At 45.7% G+C, this 22,908-nt stretch carries 19 protein-coding genes and 1 pseudogene; 19 read left to right on the forward strand and 1 reads right to left on the reverse strand.

Annotated elements, in window-relative coordinates:
- The first annotated feature begins 19 nt into the window (after positions 1-19).
- The 11 genes and pseudogenes from rny to AD710_RS19335 form a co-directional block, all read left to right on the forward strand.
- On the forward strand, positions 20-1,579 hold the full coding sequence (gene rny / locus AD710_RS16205; protein ID WP_016936061.1) for a ribonuclease Y: 1,560 nt from the start codon (positions 20-22) through the stop codon (positions 1,577-1,579).
- 60 nt (positions 1,580-1,639) lie between these two features.
- Positions 1,640-2,434, forward strand: coding sequence for a TIGR00282 family metallophosphoesterase (locus tag AD710_RS16210; RefSeq protein ID WP_049628495.1), 795 nt, complete (start codon positions 1,640-1,642; stop codon positions 2,432-2,434).
- A gap of 200 nt (positions 2,435-2,634) precedes the next feature.
- A complete protein-coding gene (spoVS, locus tag AD710_RS16215; RefSeq protein ID WP_003154135.1) occupies positions 2,635-2,895 on the forward strand; it encodes a stage V sporulation protein SpoVS in 261 nt (86 codons plus the stop codon).
- A 256-nt stretch (positions 2,896-3,151) separates the two neighbouring features.
- The gene (tdh, locus tag AD710_RS16220; RefSeq protein ID WP_049628496.1) at positions 3,152-4,198 is read left to right on the forward strand and encodes an L-threonine 3-dehydrogenase; all 1,047 of its coding nucleotides are present in this window, start codon (positions 3,152-3,154) and stop codon (positions 4,196-4,198) included.
- Positions 4,199-4,210: 12 nt separating this feature from the next.
- A complete protein-coding gene (locus tag AD710_RS16225) occupies positions 4,211-5,389 on the forward strand; it encodes a glycine C-acetyltransferase (RefSeq protein ID WP_156187180.1) in 1,179 nt (392 codons plus the stop codon).
- Between the two features lie 142 nt (positions 5,390-5,531).
- Positions 5,532-7,061, forward strand: a complete 1,530-nt coding sequence (gene miaB, locus AD710_RS16230) for a tRNA (N6-isopentenyl adenosine(37)-C2)-methylthiotransferase MiaB (RefSeq protein WP_049628498.1) — start codon at positions 5,532-5,534, stop codon at positions 7,059-7,061.
- A gap of 2 nt (positions 7,062-7,063) precedes the next feature.
- Entirely contained in the window at positions 7,064-7,495 is a 432-nt protein-coding gene (locus AD710_RS16235) for a regulatory iron-sulfur-containing complex subunit RicA (RefSeq protein WP_016936057.1), read from the forward strand.
- A 255-nt stretch (positions 7,496-7,750) separates the two neighbouring features.
- Positions 7,751-8,296, forward strand: coding sequence for an outer spore coat protein CotE (gene cotE / locus AD710_RS16240; RefSeq protein WP_016936056.1), 546 nt, complete (start codon positions 7,751-7,753; stop codon positions 8,294-8,296).
- A 117-nt stretch (positions 8,297-8,413) separates the two neighbouring features.
- Positions 8,414-10,999 carry a DNA mismatch repair protein MutS gene (mutS, locus tag AD710_RS16245; protein WP_049628833.1) on the forward strand — a complete coding sequence of 862 codons (2,586 nt, stop codon included), beginning with the start codon at positions 8,414-8,416 and terminating at the stop codon, positions 10,997-10,999.
- Positions 11,000-11,014: 15 nt separating this feature from the next.
- Positions 11,015-12,880 (forward strand): DNA mismatch repair endonuclease MutL, encoded by a 1,866-nt coding sequence (gene mutL / locus AD710_RS16250; protein WP_049628499.1) that lies wholly within the window; start codon positions 11,015-11,017, stop codon positions 12,878-12,880.
- A gap of 87 nt (positions 12,881-12,967) precedes the next feature.
- Positions 12,968-13,226 (forward strand): annotated as a pseudogene (locus AD710_RS19335) (tyrosine-type recombinase/integrase); the annotation flags it as partial.
- 336 nt (positions 13,227-13,562) lie between these two features.
- Here AD710_RS19335 and AD710_RS16255 read toward each other — a convergent pair.
- The gene (locus tag AD710_RS16255; protein WP_049628500.1) at positions 13,563-13,772 is read right to left on the reverse strand and encodes a hypothetical protein; all 210 of its coding nucleotides are present in this window, start codon (positions 13,770-13,772) and stop codon (positions 13,563-13,565) included.
- Between the two features lie 741 nt (positions 13,773-14,513).
- Here AD710_RS16255 and AD710_RS16260 point away from each other — a divergent pair.
- The 8 genes from AD710_RS16260 (at position 14,514) to AD710_RS16295 (ending at position 22,885) form a co-directional block, all read left to right on the forward strand.
- On the forward strand, positions 14,514-15,191 hold the full coding sequence (locus tag AD710_RS16260) for an MBL fold metallo-hydrolase (RefSeq protein ID WP_049628501.1): 678 nt from the start codon (positions 14,514-14,516) through the stop codon (positions 15,189-15,191).
- A gap of 314 nt (positions 15,192-15,505) precedes the next feature.
- The gene (gene fabD, locus AD710_RS16265; RefSeq protein ID WP_049628502.1) at positions 15,506-16,375 is read left to right on the forward strand and encodes an ACP S-malonyltransferase; all 870 of its coding nucleotides are present in this window, start codon (positions 15,506-15,508) and stop codon (positions 16,373-16,375) included.
- A 134-nt stretch (positions 16,376-16,509) separates the two neighbouring features.
- Positions 16,510-17,484: an acyltransferase domain-containing protein gene (locus tag AD710_RS16270; RefSeq protein WP_049628503.1), complete on the forward strand. Its 975-nt coding sequence runs from the start codon at positions 16,510-16,512 to the stop codon at positions 17,482-17,484.
- A gap of 1 nt (position 17,485) precedes the next feature.
- On the forward strand, positions 17,486-19,726 hold the full coding sequence (fabD, locus tag AD710_RS16275) for an ACP S-malonyltransferase (RefSeq protein WP_049628504.1): 2,241 nt from the start codon (positions 17,486-17,488) through the stop codon (positions 19,724-19,726).
- A gap of 67 nt (positions 19,727-19,793) precedes the next feature.
- Positions 19,794-20,042, forward strand: a complete 249-nt coding sequence (locus AD710_RS16280; protein WP_016936047.1) for an acyl carrier protein — start codon at positions 19,794-19,796, stop codon at positions 20,040-20,042.
- A gap of 51 nt (positions 20,043-20,093) precedes the next feature.
- Complete coding sequence (locus tag AD710_RS16285) at positions 20,094-21,356, forward strand: hydroxymethylglutaryl-CoA synthase family protein (RefSeq protein WP_049628505.1); 1,263 nt, start codon at positions 20,094-20,096, stop codon at positions 21,354-21,356.
- Positions 21,353-22,126 (forward strand): enoyl-CoA hydratase/isomerase, encoded by a 774-nt coding sequence (locus AD710_RS16290; RefSeq protein WP_049628506.1) that lies wholly within the window; start codon positions 21,353-21,355, stop codon positions 22,124-22,126. The genes AD710_RS16285 and AD710_RS16290 overlap by 4 nt, the downstream gene beginning before the upstream one ends.
- 9 nt (positions 22,127-22,135) lie before the next feature.
- A complete protein-coding gene (locus tag AD710_RS16295) occupies positions 22,136-22,885 on the forward strand; it encodes a polyketide synthase (protein WP_049628507.1) in 750 nt (249 codons plus the stop codon).
- Positions 22,886-22,908 lie beyond the last annotated feature (23 nt).

The raw sequence follows: 22,908 nt of genomic DNA on the forward strand, positions 1-22,908 counted from the left end.
AGCAAGAGGAGGTGAAAGTATGACCCTAATGACGGTTCTCATCTCCATTTTGCTGACTCTGCTCGGTTTAGTTGTTGGCTACTATGTTCGTAAAACCATTGCCGAAGCAAAGATTGCGGGCGCACGCGGTGCTGCCGAGCAAATCCTTGAAGATGCAAAGCGTGATGCTGAAGCACTGAAAAAAGAAGCTCTGCTTGAAGCAAAGGACGAAATCCATACACTTCGAATAGATGCTGAACAGGAAGTTCGTGAAAGACGAAATGAGCTTCAAAAACAAGAAAACCGTTTACTTCAAAAAGAAGAAAATCTTGACCGTAAACATGAAGGAATTGATAAACGGGAAGCGATGTTGGAGAAGAAAGATCATTCTCTGAATGAACGACAACAACATATTGAAGAGATGGAAAGCAAAGTGGATGAGATGATTCGTATGCAGCAGTCAGAACTCGAACGCATTTCGAGCCTGACACGGGATGAAGCGAAACAAATCATTCTTGACCGGGTTGAAAATGAGCTTTCACATGATATCGCCATCATGACAAAAGAAACCGAAAACCGTGCGAAAGAAGAGGCGGACAAAAAGGCGAAAAACATTCTGTCGCTTGCTTTGCAGCGCTGTGCAGCAGATCATGTTGCCGAAACGACGGTATCGGTCGTCAATCTTCCGAATGATGAGATGAAAGGACGTATCATCGGCCGTGAAGGGCGTAACATCCGTACGCTTGAAACGCTTACAGGTATCGACCTGATTATTGATGACACCCCTGAAGCAGTCATTCTTTCCGGATTTGATCCGATCAGACGGGAGACGGCAAGAATCGCTCTTGATAAACTCGTGCAGGATGGCCGTATTCACCCGGCGCGCATTGAAGAAATGGTTGAAAAATCCCGCCGCGAGGTTGATGACTATATCCGGGAAATGGGTGAACAGACGACGTTTGAAGTCGGCGTTCACGGACTTCATCCGGACCTGATCAAGATTCTCGGCCGATTGAAATTCCGTACAAGCTACGGGCAAAACGTACTGAAACATTCCATGGAAGTGGCGTTTTTAGCCGGTTTAATGGCTTCCGAACTTGGAGAAGATGCAAAGCTTGCCAAGCGGGCCGGTCTTCTGCATGACATCGGAAAAGCAATTGACCATGAAGTGGAAGGAAGCCACGTGGAAATCGGAGTGGAGCTTGCGACCAAATATAAAGAGCATCCAGTCGTCATTAACAGTATTGCGTCACACCACGGAGACGAAGAGCCGACTTCCATTATCGCCGTTCTTGTCGCTGCCGCTGATGCACTGTCAGCCGCAAGACCGGGTGCGAGAAGTGAAACGCTCGAAAACTATATCCGCAGACTTGAAAAGCTTGAAGAAATCTCCGAGTCTTACGAAGGTGTTGAAAAATCATTTGCGATTCAGGCAGGCCGTGAAGTTCGCATCATGGTGAAACCGGACTCCATTAATGATTTAGAAGCCCATCGTTTGGCGCGTGATATCCGTAAACGAATTGAGGACGAGCTTGATTATCCGGGCCACATTAAAGTGACCGTGATCAGAGAAACTCGAGCCGTAGAGTATGCAAAATAAAGTGATGCTTAGCGCATCACTTTATTTTTTTGAGCCCCAGAAAAGAAAGGAATGGAATTTATGAGAATTTTATTTATCGGGGATGTTGTCGGTTCCCCGGGCCGCGACATGGTAAAAGAATATGTCCCGAAACTGAAAGCGAAACATAAACCGCATTTTACGATTATTAACGGAGAAAATGCAGCACACGGAAAAGGACTGACGGAAAAGATCTACCACAGCCTGATGGAAGCCGGAGCCGATGCCATTACAATGGGAAACCATACGTGGGATAAAAGAGAGATCTTCGACTTTATTGATGATGTGCCGCATCTTGTCCGGCCGGCGAACTTCCCGGAAGGTACGCCGGGCAAAGGCATTACCTATATTAAATCGAACGGAAAAGAGCTTGCCGTCATGAATTTACAGGGACGGACGTTTCTTCCGCCGCTTGATGATCCGTTTGCTAAAGCGGATGAGTTAATAGAAGAAGCGAAAAAGCGCACACCGTACATTTTTATTGATTTTCACGCCGAAGCGACAAGCGAAAAAATTGCGATCGGCTGGTACACAGACGGAAGAGCCTCTGCCGTGGTTGGCACACATACACACGTACAAACGGCAGATAACCGCATTTTGCCGAAAGGAACGGCATATATTACTGATGTAGGTATGACGGGTCCGTATGACGGAATCCTTGGTATGGACAGAGAAACGGTCATCAAGCGGTTTAAAACCAATCTTCCTGTCCGGTTTACCGTTGCGGAAGGGAAAACAACGCTGAGCGGAGTGCTCATCGACATCGATGAGCAAACGAAAAAAGCCGTAAATATCGAACGGATTTTAATCAACGATGACCATATGTTCTTTGAATAGGTGATCATGTGTTTATTTTATAAAAATATTAAAAGGAAAAGCAGGAATATAGCAACTTCTTAGTGAATATAGTAGAAATGGAAGGTAGCCCGCTATTTTTGAAAAGCATTGTGGGGGATGGCTTTTTGGATAGCAACATCTAATAATGATTGTTCTAATGAACACTCACTTATCCATTGTAAAACTAAGGGGGAGCAGAAATGGAAATCTTAAAAGTTTCAGCGAAATCAAGTCCAAATTCAGTGGCAGGCGCGCTTGCCGGCGTATTAAGGGAACGCGGAGCTGCCGAAATTCAAGCAATTGGGGCGGGTGCCTTAAATCAGGCTGTTAAAGCGGTTGCGATTGCCAGAGGCTTTGTCGCGCCAAGCGGCGTAGATTTGATTTGTATTCCGGCTTTTACAGATATACAGATTGACGGAGAAGAAAGAACGGCGATTAAGTTAATCGTCGAACCCCGTTAAACCAAAACCTGTTCATTCTCAACCTGCTTGCATAAGGCGAGCAGGTTGTTTTTATTGCTGTCATATTTTCTCACAATATTATATTGATAGTACGAAGAGATGATAAATGGCTTTATTCATATAATATTCAAAAAAAATCCCGCCCATTTTTCCGGACGGAAGCAATTGTATTTACTGAATAGACACTGCTGTTTACCTCCTTCTTAAGCCATGTTACAATCCAGTTATTACAGTGTATTTTTGAGGGGGAGTGTACATGTTGGAAGGAAAGATGAAAGCTGTCGTCAAAAATGAAAACGCTTTCGGAGCAACTTTGAAAGAAATTTCCATACCTTCCATTAATGAGAATGAAGTTCTCATTAAAGTACAGGCCGCATCTATATGCGGTACAGATGTGCATATTTATAATTGGGATCAATGGGCGCAGGAACGAATCAAAACACCTCAAGTATTCGGACATGAATTCAGCGGTATCGTAGCAGAAACAGGCAAGCACGTCACAAATGTCAAAACAGGTGACTATGTATCGGCGGAAACCCACTTCGTCTGCGGAATTTGTGTCCCCTGTTTAACAGGAAAACATCATGTGTGCACTCATACAAAGATCCTTGGCGTGGATACAGCCGGATCCTTCGCTGAATATGTCAAAGTGCCGGCTCAAAACATTTGGAAAAACCCTGCTGACATGGATCCTGCCGTCGCCTCAGTTCAAGAGCCGCTTGGCAACGCGGTGCATACGGTGCTGGAAAGCGGCCATCTGGCGGGCGGCACCGCTGCAATTATCGGCTGCGGGCCGATCGGACTCATGGCGGTGGCTGTGGCTAAAGCGGCCGGCGCGTCCCGCATTGCAGCAATTGATAAAAATGATTACAGACTGGCTCTTGCAAAAAAATTAGGAGCCGTAATCACGATTTCAGCTGACAAGGAAGACCCGCTTAAGGTCATTGACGCCTTAACGGGCGGAGAAGGAATAGACCTTGTCTGCGAAATGTCAGGGCACCCTGCAGCAATAATACAAGGGTTAAAGATGGCCGCCAACGGAGGAAGATTTCATATGCTGAGTCTGCCGGAACACCCGGTGACGATTGACCTGACAAATGACGTGGTGTTTAAAGGGCTGACCGTTCAAGGCATCACAGGCAGAAAAATGTTTGAAACATGGCGGCGGGTATCACATTTGCTTGAATCCGGCCTTGTTGATCTGACTCCGGTGATTACCCATCAGTTTCCGCTTGAAGAATTTGAAAAAGGGTTTGACCTGATGAGAAAGGGCCAGTGCGGCAAAGTCATTTTGATTCCATAAAGGGAGGGTTCTATCATGAAAGAATTTGAATATCTAAAAGCAGAGCTTGATAAAATGAAAGAAAATAACACGTGGCAGCAAATGAAACAAATTGAAACGAAGCAGGGGCCGTCGGTGGCAGTCAAAGGGGAGAACGTTATTCAGCTTTCATCGAACAATTATCTCGGTCTGACGTCGCACCCAAGGCTTGTCAAAGCGGCCAAACGCGCTGCGGAGGAATTCGGAGCGGGTACGGGGTCCGTCCGGACAATCGCGGGAACATTTACGATGCACAATGAGCTGGAGAAGAAACTGGCAAACTTTAAAAAAACAGAAGCGGCACTTGTTTTTCAATCAGGATTTACAACGAATCAAGGCGTTTTATCAAGCATTCTTACAAAAGAGGATATCGTGATATCTGACGAATTGAACCACGCTTCCATTATCGACGGGATCAGGCTGACGAAAGCAGATAAAAAGGTGTACCGCCATGTCGATATGGCCGATTTGGAAAGGGTGCTGAAAAAATCAATGAATTACCGCATGCGCCTCATCGTCACGGACGGCGTATTCTCAATGGACGGAAACATCGCTCCATTACCTGACATTGTCAAACTTGCAGAGGCGTACGATGCTTTTGTCATGGTTGACGATGCGCATGCTTCCGGCGTACTCGGAAAAAACGGAAGGGGAACGGTTAATCATTTTGGGCTTGACGGAAGAGTTCACATTCAAGTGGGCACATTAAGCAAAGCCATCGGGGTTCTTGGCGGATATGCCGCAGGGTCGCAGGTTCTGATCGATTATCTGCGCCATAAAGGCCGTCCTTTCTTATTCAGCACTTCTCATCCGCCTGCGGTAACGGCCGCATGCATAGAAGCCATTGACGTCCTGCTGGAAGAGCCGGAGCATATGGAAAAGCTATGGGAGAACACGGCGTATTTCAAAGACAAACTGGTTCAAATGGGGCTGACCCTTACAAAAAGCGAAACACCGATCGTGCCGGTATTAATAGGTGAGGAAGAAAAAGCCCAGGCATTATCAGACCTTTTATTGACCCGCGGCGTCTTTGCACAAAGCATCGTATATCCGACGGTCGCTCAGGGAAAAGCGAGAATCCGCACCATTATTACGGCGGAGCATACAAAAGAGGAGCTTGACCGGGCGCTTGAAGTGATCCGTTCAGCGGCAAAAGAGCTTCAGCTTGTATAAGAGGGAAATGATTCCCTCTTTTTTATTTCTTATTGATTCTTATTCTCAATAAGGTGTACAATAATAGGCTGGCGGTTGTGCCAAACGCTTTTAACCAGTATACTTGAGGGTGGAAGTTTCGGTTGAAAGGAGACATTCGAACATGAATGAAAAGCAAAAGCAGGAAAGCGGACAAGTAAATCCAGCGGACAAAAAATCCGAAAAGGATTACAGTAAGTATTTTGAAACCGTATATATTCCGCCTTCTTTAAAAGATGCGAAAAAACGGGGCAAAGAATCCGTTCAATATCATAACGATTTTAAAATCTCAGAAGAATTTAAAGGTCTCGGAGAAGGCAGGAAGTTTTATATCCGCACGTACGGATGCCAAATGAACGAGCATGATACGGAAGTCATGGCGGGTATTTTTATGGCGCTCGGTTATGAAGCGACAAATTCGGTCGATGATGCGAATGTCATTTTATTAAACACCTGCGCCATCCGGGAAAACGCTGAAAACAAAGTGTTCGGTGAGCTCGGTCATTTAAAAGCGCTCAAAAAAAATAACCCGGATCTGATTCTGGGTGTATGCGGCTGTATGTCACAGGAAGAATCAGTCGTAAACCGCATCCTTAAAAAGCACCCGTTTGTCGATATGATTTTCGGCACGCACAACATTCACCGCCTGCCGGAACTGTTATCAGAAGCCTATTTATCAAAAGAGATGGTTATTGAAGTGTGGTCGAAGGAAGGGGATGTCATTGAAAACCTTCCGAAGGTCCGCAACGGAAAAATTAAAGGCTGGGTCAACATTATGTACGGCTGCGATAAGTTCTGCACATACTGCATTGTGCCGTATACCCGCGGAAAAGAGCGGAGCCGCCGTCCTGAAGAAATAATCCAGGAAGTCAGAAGACTTGCAAGCGAAGGCTATAAAGAAATCACGCTGCTCGGTCAAAACGTTAATGCGTACGGAAAAGATTTTGAGGACATGACGTACGGACTCGGTGATTTAATGGACGAACTGCGTAAAATTGATATTCCGAGAATCCGGTTTACGACGAGCCACCCGCGTGACTTTGATGACCATCTGATCGAAGTGCTCGCCAAAGGCGGCAACCTGCTTGACCATATCCATCTTCCGGTTCAATCAGGAAGCTCGGCGATGTTAAAAATGATGGCGCGCAAATATGACAGAGAACGCTATCTGGAGCTTGTCGGAAAAATTAAAGCGGCGATGCCGAACGCTTCACTCACTACCGATATCATTGTCGGTTTCCCGAATGAAACGGATGAACAGTTTGAAGAAACCCTTTCGTTATATCGCGAAGTGGAATTTGACAGCGCATATACGTTTATCTACTCTCCCCGTGAAGGCACGCCTGCAGCGAAGATGAAAGACAACGTTCCGATGAGGGTCAAAAAAGAACGTCTTCAGCGCCTCAATGACTTGGTGAAAGAAATTTCAGCCAAAAAAATGAAGGAATATGAAGGCAGGACTGTCGAAGTATTAGTTGAGGGAGAAAGCAAAAATAACCCTGACATTCTTGCCGGCTATACGGAAAAAAGCAAGCTCGTCAACTTCAAAGGGCCGAAAGACGCCATCGGCAAGATTGTACGCGTCAAAATCGAACAGGCGAAAACATGGTCGCTTGACGGTGTGATGGCAGGAGAAGCAATCGAGGTGAAATAATAATGACGCTTTACTCTAAGAAAGACATTGTCCAGCAGGCAAGAAACCTTGCGAAAATGATTTCTGAAACAGAAGAAGTTGATTTTTTCAAACGCGCCGAGGCGCAGATTAATGAAAATGAAAAAGTCTCTGCGATTATCAATCAGATTAAAGCTCTGCAAAAGCAAGCCGTTAACCTGAAGCATTATGAAAAGCTTGAAGCTTTGAAACAAGTGGAAAGTAAAATTGACGCCCTGCAGGAAGAGCTTGAAGGAATTCCGATCATTCAGGAATTCAGAGATTCCCAGATTGAGGTCAATGATCTTCTTCAGCTTGTCGCCCATACGATTTCCAATCAGGTGACAAATGAAATCATTACGTCTACCGGCGGCAACCTGCTGACAGGAGAAACCGGTTCAAAAGTAAAACATTCGAACAACAGCTGTTCTCTTTAAACACGGGGCCATCATCGGCCCGTGTTTTTTTGTCTTTCAAGAACTAATTGTTATATGTACTAAATATTCATCTTATCTGTTGTTTCGGCCCATTTTCCCTCAAAAAGTTTTATCAGACTTAAAAGTAAAGTTTCTGGGCGAGGCTGCATACAATGAAACAGAAACTTTGTATTTTTATATTTTTATTATAAAAATGCACATGAGACAAATGCCCAGCATAAGATAACACGAAGAAGAACAAGGAGGCCTATCGGAATGTCTGAATACAGGGAAATTATTACGAAAGCGGTAGTTGCGAAAGGCAGAAAATTCACCCAGTGCACAAATACAATCTCACCTGATGAAAAACCGTCAAGTATATTGGGCGGCTGGATTATCAATCACAAATATGATGCCGAAAAGATCGGGAAGACTGTAGAAATTGAAGGGTATTATGATATAAACGTCTGGTACTCTTACGCTGATAATACAAAAACGGAAGTTGTAACCGAGAGAGTGAAATATGTTGATGTGATTAAACTCAGATACAGAGATACTAATTACTTAGATGACGAACACGAAGTCATCGCCAAAGTGCTACAGCAGCCGAATTGTCTTGAGGTCACCATTTCTCCTAACGGAAATAAAATCGTCGTTCAGGCCGAGCGGGAGTTTTTAGCGGAAGTGGTCGGGGAAACGAAAGTAGTCGTAGAAGTAAATCCAGACTGGGAAGAAGACGATGATGATGATTGGGAAGACGATCTTGACGAAGAATTAGAGGATATTAACCCTGAATTTTTAGTCGGAGATCCTGAAGAATAAGCAGAGGCTAGGGGAGTCAGCACCCCAAGTCTCTTTTTTATATATAAAGATATCACTCTTTTGTTTATGTTATAATGGGATGCGGAAAACAGAAGATACATAGTGAGGGATTAAATGATGGCTAGTTATACGCCTATGATACAGCAATACTTGAAAATAAAGGCAGAGCATCAGGATGCCTTTTTATTTTTTCGGCTAGGTGACTTTTATGAAATGTTTTTTGAAGATGCAAAAAAAGCGTCACAAGAGCTTGAAATTACACTGACGAGCAGAGACGGAGGTTCAGCTGACAAAATTCCGATGTGCGGCGTGCCTTATCATTCTGCGGCGGCTTATATTGAACAGCTGATTAAAAAGGGCTATAAAGTCGCGATCTGTGAGCAGACGGAAGATCCGAAGGCGGCTAAAGGCGTTGTGAAACGGGAAGTCGTCCAGCTGATCACGCCGGGAACCGTGATGGACGGAAAAGGCATTCATGAGTCGGAAAACAACTTTATCGCTTCGGTTTCCGAATTTCGTGACGGATACGGCCTTGCTTTATCGGATTTAACGACCGGAGAAAACCTGGCCGTATTTATTGAGCGGATTGAAGATGTCATGTCAGAGATTTATTCAGTCGGCGCAAAGGAGATTGTCGTCTCAAGCAATTTTAATGAAAAGACAGCAGCCCAGCTGAAAGAACGGTGCGGCGCAACGATCTCCATCGAAGACGGAGAAATGACAGAACAGATCGAAATCGCAAAGCACTTGCCGGGCGAAGAGCTGACAAAGACGTTTATGCGTTTATATACGTATTTGCAGAAAACGCAAAAACGGAGTCTGGATCATCTGCAGCCGGTTCAAGTGTATGAATTGGAAGAAGCGATGAAAATTGACCTGTATTCCAAGAGGAATCTTGAACTGACGGAAACGATCCGTTCAAAAAGCAAAAAAGGCTCGCTGCTTTGGCTTTTGGACGAAACGAAGACAGCAATGGGCGGCCGGCTTCTCAAACAATGGATTGACCGTCCGCTGATCAGAGCATCCCAAATCGAAGAACGCCAGGAAATGGTGGAGACGCTGATCAATCATCTGTTTGAGCGTGAAGATCTGCGCGAGCGCCTTAAAGAAGTGTATGATTTAGAGCGTCTTGCGGGCCGGGTCGCATTCGGAAACGTCAATGCAAGGGATTTAATCCAGCTGAAAGAATCATTAAAACAGGTGCCGAGCATTAAAGAGCTTGTAGGGTCTCTGAACCATAAAAAAGCAAAAGAACGCGCCGGCTTGATTGATCCGTGCAATGATCTGCTTGATCTGTTAGAGGATGCGCTTCATGAAAATCCGCCGTTATCTTTGAAAGAAGGCAACTTAATAAAAGACGGCTATCACCAGAAGCTTGATGAGTACCGTGACGCCAGCAAAAACGGCAAAGACTGGATTGCCAGACTGGAGCAGCAGGAACGCGCTTATACGGGCATCCGTTCATTAAAAGTTGGCTTTAATAAAGTGTTCGGCTATTATATTGAAGTCACAAAAGCAAACCTTCATCTGCTTGAGGACGGGCGGTATGAGCGGAAGCAGACGCTCACAAACGCCGAACGGTACATTACGCCGGAATTAAAGGAAAAAGAAGCGCTTATTTTAGAGGCGGAAAACAACATTTGCGAGCTGGAATATGAGCTTTTTGCCGAACTGCGAGAAAAAGTTAAGAAATTTATTCCGCGTCTGCAGCGTCTTGCTAAGCAAATGAGTGAGCTGGACGCGCTGCAATGCTTTGCCACGATCAGTGAAAACAGGCATTACACAAAACCCGTCTTTTCTGATAACGAGGTCAAAGTCATTGAGGGGAGACATCCTGTCGTTGAAAAAGTGATGGACAGTCAAGAATACGTGCCGAACAATTGCCTGATGGGCGATTCACGGGAAATGCTCCTGATTACGGGTCCGAATATGTCGGGTAAAAGCACGTATATGAGACAGATCGCACTCTTGTCCATCATGGCCCAGATCGGCTGTTTTGTGCCCGCAAAAGAAGCGGTTCTGCCGATTTTTGATCAAATCTTTACGAGAATCGGGGCTGCGGATGATTTGATTTCCGGACAAAGCACCTTTATGGTGGAAATGCTGGAAGCGAAAAACGCGATTGTAAACGCCACAAAAGACAGCCTGATTCTGTTCGATGAAATCGGACGCGGGACATCAACGTACGACGGAATGGCGCTGGCACAGGCAATTATTGAATATGTTCATGATCATATCGGCGCTAAAACACTGTTCAGCACGCATTATCATGAACTGACGGTGCTTGAAGATAAGCTCCCTCAGCTGAAAAACGTTCATGTGCGCGCCGAGGAATATAACGGCACGGTCGTGTTTCTCCATCAAATTAAAGAAGGAGCCGCAGATAAAAGTTACGGCATTCATGTCGCCCAGCTTGCCGAGCTCCCGGATGATCTGATCAGCCGCGCGCAGGAGATCTTAAAACAGCTTGAGCAGACAGGAGATAAACCGGAGCTTCCGGCGGCACCTGAGAAAAAGCCCGCCGTCAAAGAAGAACCGGCACAACTGTCCTTTTTTGCTGACAGTGATAAAAAACAGAAGGCACCGGCTGTTTCTCATAAAGAAAAACAAGTGCTTGAAGCCTTCAAGTCAATCAATATTCTTGATATGACGCCGCTTGAGGCAATGAATGAAATGTACAAACTGCAAAAAAAATTAAAATAGAAAGAGGTGACGGACTTGGCAAAAGTCATCCAGCTGTCAGATGAACTTTCAAATAAAATAGCGGCCGGTGAGGTGGTGGAACGGCCTGCATCTGTCGTTAAAGAATTGGTGGAAAACGCCATCGACGCAAACAGCACAGTCATTGAAATCGATATAGAGGAAGCGGGACTTTCGTCGATTCGGGTGCTTGACAACGGCGAAGGTATGGAAACCGATGATTGCAAACGGGCTTTCCGCCGCCACGCGACCAGTAAAATCAAAGATGAAAACGACCTGTTCCGAGTGAGAACACTCGGTTTCCGCGGAGAAGCTTTGCCAAGTATCGCGTCTGTTTCTCATCTGGAAATCAAAACGAGCATCGGCGAGGGAGCGGGAACTCATCTCATTCTTCAAGGCGGGAATATCATTTCTGAACAGAAATCCTCCAGCAGAAAAGGAACGGAGATCATCGTTACCAACCTGTTTTTCAATACACCCGCCAGATTAAAATATATGAAAACCGTGCATACGGAACTCGGTAATATTACGGATGTCGTCAACCGGATCGCCCTTGCGCATCCGGAAGTATCCATCCGCCTCCGCCACCAGGGGAAAAATCTTCTGCAGACAAACGGCAACGGAGACGTGCGCCATGTACTGGCCGCGATTTACGGGACGGCGGTTGCGAAAAAAATGATACCGCTCCATGTCAGCTCGCTTGATTTTGAAGTCAAGGGCTACATTGCGCTGCCGGAAATCACGCGTGCATCCAGAAACTATATGTCATCTGTCATTAACGGTAGATACATTAAGAATTTCCCGCTTGTAAAAGCGGTGCATGAGGGCTATCACACGCTTCTGCCGATCGGCCGCCATCCGATTACGTTTATCGAAATTACGATGGACCCGATTTTGGTCGATGTCAATGTCCATCCGTCGAAGCTTGAAGTCCGCCTCAGCAAGGAGACGGAACTGCATGAGCTGATCCGCGACGGGATAAAGGAAGTATTTCAAAAGCAGCGGCTTATTCCGAGCGCCCAGCTTCCGAAAAAATCAGCGCCGGCGTCGGTCAAAAACGAACAGCAATTCATAACGTTCGAGGAAAGTGCCCCTGAGCGGAAACTGCCGGAAAAAATGCCGGAACCGTCGTACTCGCCGATGAAGCTGAGTTCGGTCGTAAAAGAGCCGGCTTCGGTAATAGAAGAAGAGTTCCTCCCGAAGGAAGCGGATGATGACGTGCCGTCGGAGATCAGCATGCCGGAACCGGAAGCGCCTGTTTCCGATATTCCGGAGCCTGTCTCTGAAGAAATACGGGAAGAAAGGGTCCCGGTGATGTATCCGATCGGCCAAATGCACGGGACCTATATTTTAGCCCAAAACGAAAACGGGTTATATATCATTGACCAGCATGCGGCTCAAGAGCGGATTAAATACGAATATTTCCGGGAAAAAGTCGGGCAGGTTGAGCCTGAAGTGCAGGATATGATCGTGCCGCTCACCTTTCATTATGCGGCAAATGAAGCGCTGATTATTGAACAGCACCAGCAGGAGCTTGAAAGCGTCGGGGTATTTTTAGAAGCATTCGGCACGAACAGTTATATCGTCCGCTGTCATCCGGCCTGGTTTCCAAAAGGAGAAGAGGCTGAATTGATTGAAGAAATCATTCAGCAGGTGCTTGACGCCAAGCGGATCGACATTAAAAAGCTGCGGGAGGAAGCGGCCATTATGATGAGCTGTAAAGGCTCGATCAAAGCGAACCGCCATTTGCGCAACGATGAAATCAAAGCGCTCTTGGACGATCTGCGCCGAACGACAGACCCGTTCACATGCCCGCACGGCCGGCCGATTATTATTCATCACAGCACGTATGAGATGGAGAAGATGTTTAAGCGTGTGATGTAGAATGGGTTCGTGTGGGATGTATCCCTCGTGCCCACATTTTGCCCACTGATTTTTAGCTGTTTAGGTATTATCAAACCGATTAATGCTGAATATCTTTTCAAAAGCCGCGAAGGGATCAACAAGCCCATTTCCCGATCGATGGCCGATAAGATTTTAAGGGATGTCACTGAGCATGTCGGTTTGGATGATATAGGCACACACGCTGAGAAAAACATTCGGATACCATTTTTATAAGCGAACAAAAGACGTTGCCATGCTGCAGGAGATTTTTAATCACTCAGACCAGCGGACAACCCTTCGATACTTTGGAGTCAATCAGGATGCCATGAAGAAATTTAAAATATAAGCAGGCTCATCTCATAAACAAGATGAGTCTTTTTTCTGCATATTTCTATTGATTCCCTTCAAAAAGCATACGTGGAATTCATTTTAGGTGTATGGCTTGAAAACAGAGGGGGAAAGGGCTGAAACATCAGGGGAAACAAGATTTAAACTTGTTTTAATGTTTAAAGGGTCAAATGATTATAAAAGTAATCGGAAATCTAGGTGATTATCATGATTTTTATGAGTACCTCCTTTTACAAATTCACAGGGAGATGGAGGAAGAATTTAAATAAATTTGAATTTGGTGAGCTGACAATCTAAAAAAGTCAAAGGGGACTAGTAATTAGCCCCCCTAAATTTAGTTCTTCCTACGTTTTTTTCTGTTTTTGATTAAACTGAAAACGACTAAGAGAACGACACCGACAGCAACGACATAAAATGAAATTTCTGCTGCTGGGGTGTTAATATTCTTAAGAACAAGGATAAGCCCTATTAAAACTATAGGAATGATGTAAGTTAGAATTCTTATCGCTTTTGGGCTCGGTTCAGCGTTTCTTTTATTTTCCATAATTACCTCCGTCTAAAGCTTAACACAGATTAAATTTGCTCATCACCAACAATAGTCCCATTTAAAGGGAAAACATAAGAGTTTAAGTCATCCATCAATCGGCGTACGTGCCGTTTGGTTCAGAAGATACTTTATCTTTCTGGCATAAAAGATTACTCAGGAGAGAATGCACCGGCTGTTCCAAGTTTTGGACTGTACTCTGGCAAAAGAAAGTAAAGAAACAACATCTTGTGTGTGAGTTACGTCGTATTTTTTCTGATTCGAATTGTGGGTTAATGCCAGCTCATAAGCATAACATTGAAATTCGATGTCAGGAACTAAGGTATTCTGATATATTTTGAGGAAGCCGAATGGGTTTAGTTTAGCTTGAAGAAAAGGAATGAAATAAGAATCAAGATTGAGAGTCTTTTAAAGACTGATCATACTCTCTGGCTATTTCGGCAATTCCTTTTCCAAATAAAAACTCGATTTGTTTTTATTCTTTTTATCCGGAAATTATACCATTCTTCATTTTCTGAATAAAATCTCCTAAAGTATTCATGTAAATGAATATTCTTATTTACTTATATATTACGATAATAAATGTTAAATACCGACGGCTGGTTCTTTTGGTTGATTTGAACAGTTTTTTATCTTTACCGGAAAATCCATGGAAAAACGTGTTGTCATCTGGTAAAGTGGTTACAGCCGGCTGGGCGGCGGCAGCAGTCTGCCCGGATCTTTTGAATGGGAATGGTGACAATGGATCATACATATGAAGTGCATCAAATTAAAACCTATCACCAGATGTGGTCCAACTATTGTTATATTATCGCAGACCGTTCAAAAAAATCTGCGATAGCGGTGGACCCGTCCTGGGAAATCGACAAAATAACCGATAAACTGCATGAATTGGATGTTGATTTATCAGCTGTTTTATTAACACATTCACATTATGACCATGTAAACTTGGCGGAGCCGCTTCAGCAAATCTATCACTCTGATGTATACATGTCGTCAGCTGAAATCGATTACTATCAATTCCGGTGCAGAAACTTAATAGCGCTTGAAGACGGCCAGACCTTTGCGGCGGGGGGATTTATCATCAAGAGCATACTGACTCCGGGACATACGGCCGGAGGGATGTGCTATTTGCTTTCTGATCACCTTTTTACCGGTGACACCGTGTTTACCGAAGGTTGCGGTATATGTCAGGACAGAGGCAGTTCTGCGGAAGATATGTTTAACAGTATACAGCGGATCAAAGCCTCCATTCCGCCGCATGTACGAGTATATCCTGGGCATTCTTTCGGGGAGAAACCGGGTCGAAAAATGGAGAGTCTTTTGAAAAACAATATTTACTTTCAAATTGACAAAAAAGAACATTTCGTGAATTTCCGCACCAGAAAAAATCAAAAAGGGCTGTTTCATTTTAAGTAGCGTATAATTTAGTTCTATTTAACTGCTTTTTCTTTCGGGATTAGAAATGTCTGAAATGAAATAATAGTAATTGCTTTCTTTTTGTCGATTCATGCCTGAGTAACAAGGGTTTGCGGGAAGGAGCGCAAGGCAGGATGGGTGGGACATTCTGCTTATATCCGTTCCGAAAGACCTAAACACGCCTTCTCCTGGGAAAAAATAGGCATTATTCAGGAGTCCGCATAGGATAAATTAACTTGACATGGTATTTTTGTGAAGTTACTATCAATTTGAACATGCTTCTTAACTGAATCCGAGAAAGGATGGCTGAGAAAATGATTGCATACTTATTCCCAGGACAAGGTTCTCAAAAACAGGGAATGGGAAGTTCATTGTTTGATGAATTTAAAGACTTAACTGAGCAGGCTGATGACACACTCGGATATTCTATGAAACGGCTTTGTCTTGAGAATCCGTATTCCAACCTTCACAAGACGCAGTTTACTCAGCCCGCTTTATATGTAGTCAACGCGTTAAGCTATTTGAAAAAAATCCAAGACAATGACATAAAGCTGGATTATGTGGCCGGCCACAGTTTGGGAGAATATAATGCGCTGTTTGCCGCAGGCGCTTTTGATTTTATTACGGGCTTGCAGCTTGTCCGTAAAAGAGGCGAATTAATGAGTATGGCCACTGACGGAAAAATGGCCGCTGTTATGGGATTAACTGCACCTCAAGTGGCAGACGTCCTTCAAACGAACGGATTACATACGATTGATATTGCCAATATGAATTCTCCTCATCAAATTGTCATCTCCGGACGAAAAGAAGACATTGAAAGAGCCAAAAGCGTATTCGAAGGAATAAAAGATGTGACGATGTTTCATCCGTTAAACGTAAGCGGCGCTTTTCACTCGAGATATATGAGTGAAGCAAAACAAGAGTTCGAAAAATTTTTACAGTCATTTCATTTTTCTGCTATATCAATTCCTGTCATTTCTAACGTCCATGCCAGACCTTATGAACAAGACGAAATCCCCTCCGTTCTGGCTGATCAGATCGACCATTCAGTACGATGGCACGACAGCATCCGCTATCTCCTGAACATCGGGCGGATGGAATTTGAAGAAGTAGGCCCGGGCCATGTGCTGACAGGACTTATTCACCGCATCAAAAAAGAAACTGAAGCTTCACCCGCCATGTAGCGGAACATAAGACAAAATTCTTTTCTCACACAACATTGCCCAGTCATACAACATCACGATCACTTCACTTCACGACATCACGAAACACTCACAAATCAATATTTTAAAAAAATATGCAGCGAAAAGGAGAACAAATGAGCCAGCCAATTGTTTTCATGTTTTCCGGACAGGGTTCCCAATATTATCACATGGGAAAAGAGCTGTTTGCACATAACGCCGTTTTTCGGCAGAAAATGCTCGACTTGGACGATTTTGCCGCCAGCCGTTTCGGTGTTTCTGTCCTTAAAGAGATTTATCATACAGCCAATCGTCTGTCCGATCCATTTGACCGCCTTCTTTTCAGCCATCCCGCCATTTTTATGGCTGAGTACGCACTCGCGTATGCTTTGGAACAAAAAGGCATACGTCCCGATTGTGTAATCGGAGCGAGCCTCGGTGAATATGCGGCGGCCGCTGTGTCAGGTGTGCTCAGCCCCGAAGACGCTTTAGATTGCGTGCTGGAGCAGGCCGAAATCATTACGGAAACATGCCGCAACGGCAGCATGCTTGCGGTACTGGGGAATCCGAAATTATACCAAGATGATCCGCTGTTCCATGAAAATAGTGAATTGGCCGCTGTTAACTATCAATCTCACTTTGTCATCTCTGGAGAGCGGGGACACATCAAAAAAATCATGGACGACCTGAGAGAAAAGCAGATTCCTCATCAGCTGCTGCCGGTATCATACGGGTTTCACTCAGCGATGGTTGATCAGGCGGAGCATCCGTACAAGCGCTTTTTGGCTCAGAAATCAATCCGGACTCCGTTTATTCCGTTCATTTCCAGTGCGACTGGAGAGGCTGAGACGGATATTCAAGCGGACTTTTTCTGGAATGCCGTCAGAAAGCCGATTCGATTCCGCGAAGCGCTTCAATTTGCTGAAAGCCGCGAAAAGGGATTGTATATCGATGCCGGGCCTTCCGGAACATTGGCCGCATTTGCCAAACAGATTCTTCCCGCAGGATCGGCTGAACGCATCCGTACCATTATGACGCCGTTCCATAAAGAACAAACCCATTTGCAGCAAATCGAAGACATCATTTTATCATCGCCCGGAAGGAGACTGTAAGATGATCAGCTTTGTTTTTCCCGGCCAAGGTTCACAAAGAATTGGGATGGGAGAGGAGCTGTTCGGCCGCTACTCTGAATTAACCGCAAAGGCCGATCATATTCTCGGATATTCCGTTCAGGAGCTGTGCAGGGACGGAGAACGTCTCAATCAGACTCAATTCACTCAGCCGGCACTCTATGTCGTCAATGCCCTGAGTTATTTGAAAAAAACAGAAGAAACCGGCTTGAAACCGGATTTTACCGCCGGACACAGTTTAGGAGAATATAACGCGTTATACGCCTCGGGAGCCTTTGATTTTGAAGAAGGCTTGCAGCTGGTCAAAAAGAGGGGCGAACTGATGAGCCGCGCAAAAGGAGGCGGCATGGCAGCGGTGATCGGCCTGACTCATGAGCAGGTGACGGACGTTTTAAGAGAATATCAATTACATATGGTTGATATCGCCAACATGAACACACCGCAGCAAATTGTCCTTTCCGGATATAAAGAAGATATTGAAAAAGCCGCAGCCGTATTTGAATCTGTAAATGGCGTGAAAATGGTTCACCGCTTAAATGTCAGCGGCGCTTTTCATTCCAGATACATGCTCGAGGCGAAGGAGGAGTTTTCACGGTTTATTGAATCTTTCCATTTTAAGCGGCTGTCCATTCCGGTCATTTCAAATGTGACGGCAAGGCCTTATGAGCAGAGTGAGTTGAAAGAGACACTCGCCGCGCAAATAACGGGATCTGTGAACTGGACAGACAGCATCCGTTTCTTAATGGGACGAAAGAACATGAGCTTTGAAGAAATCGGTCCGGGAAAAGTGCTGACCGGACTGATTCAAAGAATTACAGCTGAAGCGAAGCCGATAACAGATGAAATCAAAGCTCCGGCTGCGGCTGAAAAAAGCACAATTACGGCGGCATCTTTAGGCAATGAAGAGTTTAAACGTGATTATCGGCTGAAATACGCCTATCTGGCCGGCGGCATGTACCGCGGAATCGCTTCGAAGGAGATGGTCGTCAGGCTGGCCAAAAAAGGAATGATGGGCTTTTTCGGAACGGGCGGATTGAGCATCGGACAGACGGAGGACGCCATTTTGTCAATTCAGCATGAGCTTCGTGACGGCGGTTCCTTCGGCATAAATGTTGTACATAATATGAAGCATGCAGATTCTGAAGAAAAAATGGTTGATCTTTTACTGAAGCATGGGGTGCAGAATTTGGAAGCATCAGCATTTTTAACGGTTACTCCCGCTTTAGTCAGGTTTCGCGCTAAGGGATTAAAGCGAGGTGCTGACGGACAAGTGACAGCGCGTCAGCGGATTATCGCCAAACTGTCCCGTCCGGAAGTAGCGGAAGCGTTTCTCAGCCCGGCGCCTGATCATATGTTGCAAAAGCTTGCAGCCGAAAACAAGATTACCGCTGAGGAAGCGAATCTGATGAGAGAAATACCCGTTGCGCATGACATCTGCGTGGAGGCCGATTCGGGCGGCCATACTGACGGCGGAGCTGCCTACAGCCTCATGCCGGCGATCGTCCGTTTAAGAGATGACATGATGAAAAAATATCGATACGGCAAAACCGTCCGTATCGGAGCCGCAGGGGGTATCGGAACGCCTGAGGCTGCCATGGCCGCATTTATGCTCGGCGCTGATTTTATTGTGACCGGGTCCATTAACCAATGCACCGTTGAAGCGGCGACAAGCATTCCCGTCAAGGATCTGCTTCAGCAGATGAATGTACAGGACACGGCTTACGCGCCGGCCGGCGATATGTTTGAATCAGGCAGCAAAGTGCAGGTATTAAAGAAAGGACTGTTCTTCCCGACCCGCGCCGCTAAACTGCATGAACTGTATCAGCGTCACGGCTCAATTGAAGAAATTGATGAAAAGACAATCAGACAAATAGAAGAGAAGTATTTTAAGGCAAGTGTAAGCAGTGTTTATGAAAAAGTGAAGGCGCACTATTCGAGAGAAGACATTTCAAAAGCCGAACGGAATCCGAAACAGAAAATGGCGCTCATATTCAAATGGTATTTCAGGCAAAGCTCCGCCTCGGCGATTAAAGGAGATCCCGCTGCCAAGGTAGATTACCAGATTCATTGCGGGCCGGCATTGGGAGCCTTCAATCAATGGGTGAAAGGTACGGAGCTGGAATCCTGGAAAAACCGCCATGCCGATGGAATCGGCCTGCGGCTGATGGAAGAGACGGCCTCGCTTTTGAATCAGAAGTTACGTTCATTTTTGCAAACGTGTTGACAAGACGAAATGATAGATTGAAAACATGGAATATTCATAAAAAGGATGAAACAGGGAGGAACTGACAATGAGTAAAGATAGAATCTTTGAATTGCTGCAGAACACAATTTACGAGGTTTTGCCTGATTTAGAAGGCGAACGGCTCTCACATGAAGACCGTTTAGTTGATTTGGGGGCGGATTCGGTGGATCGTGCAGAAATTATCACGATGATGCTGGAGGAATTATCTTTGCAGATCCCGCGTGTGGAGTTGACAGGAGTCTCAAACATCGGCGAATTGGCTGAAAAGCTTTATGAAAAGGTACAGGCCGTCTGATAAAACGGCGCAAAAATCTGAAGCTCAAAATTCATATTGGAGGCGAAGTTCATGACTGCTGCCGGAATAGAAGCGATAAATGTGTTTGGCGGGACGGCATACCTCGATGTCATGCAGCTGGCGGAGTACAGAAACTTAGACCCTGCCAGATTTGAGAATTTACTGATGAAAGAAAAAGCGGTGGCGCTTCCCTATGAAGACCCCGTTACATTCGGCGTTAACGCGGCAAAGCCGATTATCGACCGATTGACAGAGGCTGAAAAAGACAGAATCGAGCTGCTGATTACCTGCTCGGAGTCCGGCATCGACTTCGGAAAATCACTCAGTACATATATTCATGATTACTTAGGCCTCAACCGGAACTGCCGTTTATTTGAACTGAAGCAAGCCTGCTATTCAGGAACGGCGGGCCTGCAGATGGCGCTTAACTTTATTTTGTCGCAGACGTCCCCAGGAGCGAAAGCGCTTGTCGTTGCGACGGATATTTCCCGGTTTTTAATTGCCGAAGGCGGCGATGCGTTAAGCGAAGATTGGTCTTACGCAGAACCGAGTGCCGGAGCGGGTGCCGTCGCCTTATTGATCGGTGAAAATCCGATCGTATTTCAGGCGGATGCGGGCGCAAACGGCTACTACGGCTATGAGGTGATGGATACATGCCGCCCGATCCCGGACAGTGAAGCCGGTGACGCTGACTTGTCATTGATGTCTTACCTTGATTGCTGTGAACAGACATTTCGCGAGTACAAAAAACGTGTGCCGGGCGCTGACTACAAAGAGACGTTTCACTACCTTGCCTTCCATACGCCATTTGGCGGCATGGTAAAAGGAGCCCACCGGACGATGATGCGCAAGTTTGCAAAAGCGAAAAACGCTGAGATCGAACAGGATTTTCAAACAAGGGTAGAGCCGGGGCTCCGCTACTGCCAACGAGTCGGCAACATTATGGGTGCAGCCTCTTTATTGGCTCTTGCCAGTACGATTGACCAAGGGGCATTCGGCACTTCTAAACGGATCGGCTGTTTCTCCTACGGGTCAGGGTGCTGTTCGGAATTTTACAGCGGTGTTGTAACGCCTGAGGGACAGGCGCGGCAGCATTCTTTCAAGATAGAACAGCATCTGAACGACAGATACAGGCTGTCCATGGAGGAGTATGAAGAACTGTTTAAAGGCAGCGGTTTGGTCAAATTCGGAACCCGGAGCGTCAAATTGGACATGAATATGATTCCGAACATTTTAGACCATCATACCGGAAGCCCCCGTTTATATTTGGAAGAAATCACGGAATTTCACCGGAAATACAGGTGGATCCCGTGACCTATGAGACGATAAAGGTCCGTTTTCAGCAAAACGTCTGTTTCATCACCTTTTATCGGCCTGAAGCCAACAATACGATTAATGAGCGTTTAGTGGAGGAATGTCTGCATGTTCTTTCTGAATGTGGGGACTCCGTCACCTCCGTAGTGCTTGAAGGGCTGCCGGAGGTATTTTGTTTCGGGGCGGATTTCGATGAGATGTACGAGAAAATGAGACAGGGCATGCAGCATGCGGAATCACAGGAGCCGCTTTACCGTTTGTGGCTGGCATTAAAATCCGGGCCGTACATCACCATCGCCCGCGTGCGCGGAAAAGTAAATGCGGGAGGTGTCGGATTTGCTGCCGCGTGCGATATCGTCATCGCAGACGAGAGTGCTTCATTCAGTTTATCTGAACTGTTATTCGGGCTGTATCCCGCATGCGTTCTGCCGTTTTTAATTCAAAGAATCGGATTTCAAAAGGCGCATTATATGACGATTATGACAAAGCCCGTGCCGGCAAGGCAGGCACTTGAATGGGGACTTTGTGACGTATGCGTTTCGGACAGCGCAACAGAGCTGAGAAAGCATTTGCTGCGCCTTCGCCCGCTGTCGAAAAAAGCAGTCATCCGCTATAAACGATATATGGATTCCTTAAACGACCTTGTTCATCGTTCGAAATCCGCTGCTTTAGCCGAAAATCAAGCGATGTTTTCAGATCAGGATAACCAATCAGCCATCATCCGTTATGCAGAAACGGGGCGGCTTCCTTGGGAAACGGAGAACAGTTAGGAGGATATCATGCCGAACGCCGCAGTTGAACTGCTCGAAATTGAATCGGAAATTATCCAAGTGACAATGCAGGATAAAACCCACAAAAATGCCTTCTCCAAAGAGCTGACGGATGGATTGATGGAGGCTTTCGCCCGTATTAAAAAATCGTCCGTCTATAAAGCTGTGATTTTAACAGGCTACGGTCATTACTTTGCTTCCGGAGGCACACAGGAAGGCTTACTCAGGATTCAGCAGGGCATCACGAAATTTACGGAAGACCGGATGTACTCTTTGGCGCTGGAATGTGATATCCCCGTCATTTCCGCGATGCAGGGTCACGGAATCGGAGGCGGGTTTGTCATGGGGCTTTTCAGTGATTTTGTCATTTTAAGCAAAGAAAGCGTGTATACCGCAAACTTTATGAAATACGGCTTCACCCCCGGAATGGGCGCTACCTTCATCGTTCCGCAGAAGCTTGGGCCAAGCCTCGGACATGAAATGCTGTTAAACGGAGGCCATTACCGCGGCGGTGATCTGGAGAAAAGAGGGGTGCCTTTTCCAGTGCTTCCGAGGCAGGAAGTATTGGGATACGCACAGGAACTGGCCCGTGAGCTTGCGGAAAAACCGAGAAACTCGTTAATCACATTGAAAAGGCACTTGGTGACGCCGTTTCGCGAGCAGCTTCCGGCCGTCATTGAGAAAGAGTTAATCATGCATGACCAGACGTTTCATGATGATGAAGTGAAAAAACGAATCACGACGATGTACGGAGTATAAGACATACAGATGAAATGGAGGCA

The organism is Bacillus sp. JFL15, assembly GCF_001184225.1.
In the GTDB taxonomy this organism is placed as follows: Bacteria; Bacillota; Bacilli; order Bacillales; family Bacillaceae; genus Bacillus; species Bacillus siamensis.

What these genes read in the sequence shown, in the direction of transcription:
- rny (WP_016936061.1), top strand. Translation starts at nt 20, where the DNA reads ATGACCCTAATGACGGTTCTCATCTCCATTTTGCTGACTCTGCTCGGT.
- AD710_RS16210 (WP_049628495.1), top strand. Translation starts at nt 1,640, where the DNA reads ATGAGAATTTTATTTATCGGGGATGTTGTCGGTTCCCCGGGCCGCGAC.
- spoVS (WP_003154135.1), top strand. Translation starts at nt 2,635, where the DNA reads ATGGAAATCTTAAAAGTTTCAGCGAAATCAAGTCCAAATTCAGTGGCA.
- tdh (WP_049628496.1), top strand. Translation starts at nt 3,152, where the DNA reads ATGTTGGAAGGAAAGATGAAAGCTGTCGTCAAAAATGAAAACGCTTTC.
- miaB (WP_049628498.1), top strand. Translation starts at nt 5,532, where the DNA reads ATGAATGAAAAGCAAAAGCAGGAAAGCGGACAAGTAAATCCAGCGGAC.
- AD710_RS16235 (WP_016936057.1), top strand. Translation starts at nt 7,064, where the DNA reads ATGACGCTTTACTCTAAGAAAGACATTGTCCAGCAGGCAAGAAACCTT.
- cotE (WP_016936056.1), top strand. Translation starts at nt 7,751, where the DNA reads ATGTCTGAATACAGGGAAATTATTACGAAAGCGGTAGTTGCGAAAGGC.
- mutS (WP_049628833.1), top strand. Translation starts at nt 8,414, where the DNA reads ATGGCTAGTTATACGCCTATGATACAGCAATACTTGAAAATAAAGGCA.
- AD710_RS16255 (WP_049628500.1), bottom strand. Translation starts at nt 13,772, where the DNA reads ATGGAAAATAAAAGAAACGCTGAACCGAGCCCAAAAGCGATAAGAATT.
- AD710_RS16260 (WP_049628501.1), top strand. Translation starts at nt 14,514, where the DNA reads ATGGATCATACATATGAAGTGCATCAAATTAAAACCTATCACCAGATG.
- fabD (WP_049628502.1), top strand. Translation starts at nt 15,506, where the DNA reads ATGATTGCATACTTATTCCCAGGACAAGGTTCTCAAAAACAGGGAATG.
- AD710_RS16270 (WP_049628503.1), top strand. Translation starts at nt 16,510, where the DNA reads ATGAGCCAGCCAATTGTTTTCATGTTTTCCGGACAGGGTTCCCAATAT.
- fabD (WP_049628504.1), top strand. Translation starts at nt 17,486, where the DNA reads ATGATCAGCTTTGTTTTTCCCGGCCAAGGTTCACAAAGAATTGGGATG.
- AD710_RS16280 (WP_016936047.1), top strand. Translation starts at nt 19,794, where the DNA reads ATGAGTAAAGATAGAATCTTTGAATTGCTGCAGAACACAATTTACGAG.
- AD710_RS16285 (WP_049628505.1), top strand. Translation starts at nt 20,094, where the DNA reads ATGACTGCTGCCGGAATAGAAGCGATAAATGTGTTTGGCGGGACGGCA.
- AD710_RS16295 (WP_049628507.1), top strand. Translation starts at nt 22,136, where the DNA reads ATGCCGAACGCCGCAGTTGAACTGCTCGAAATTGAATCGGAAATTATC.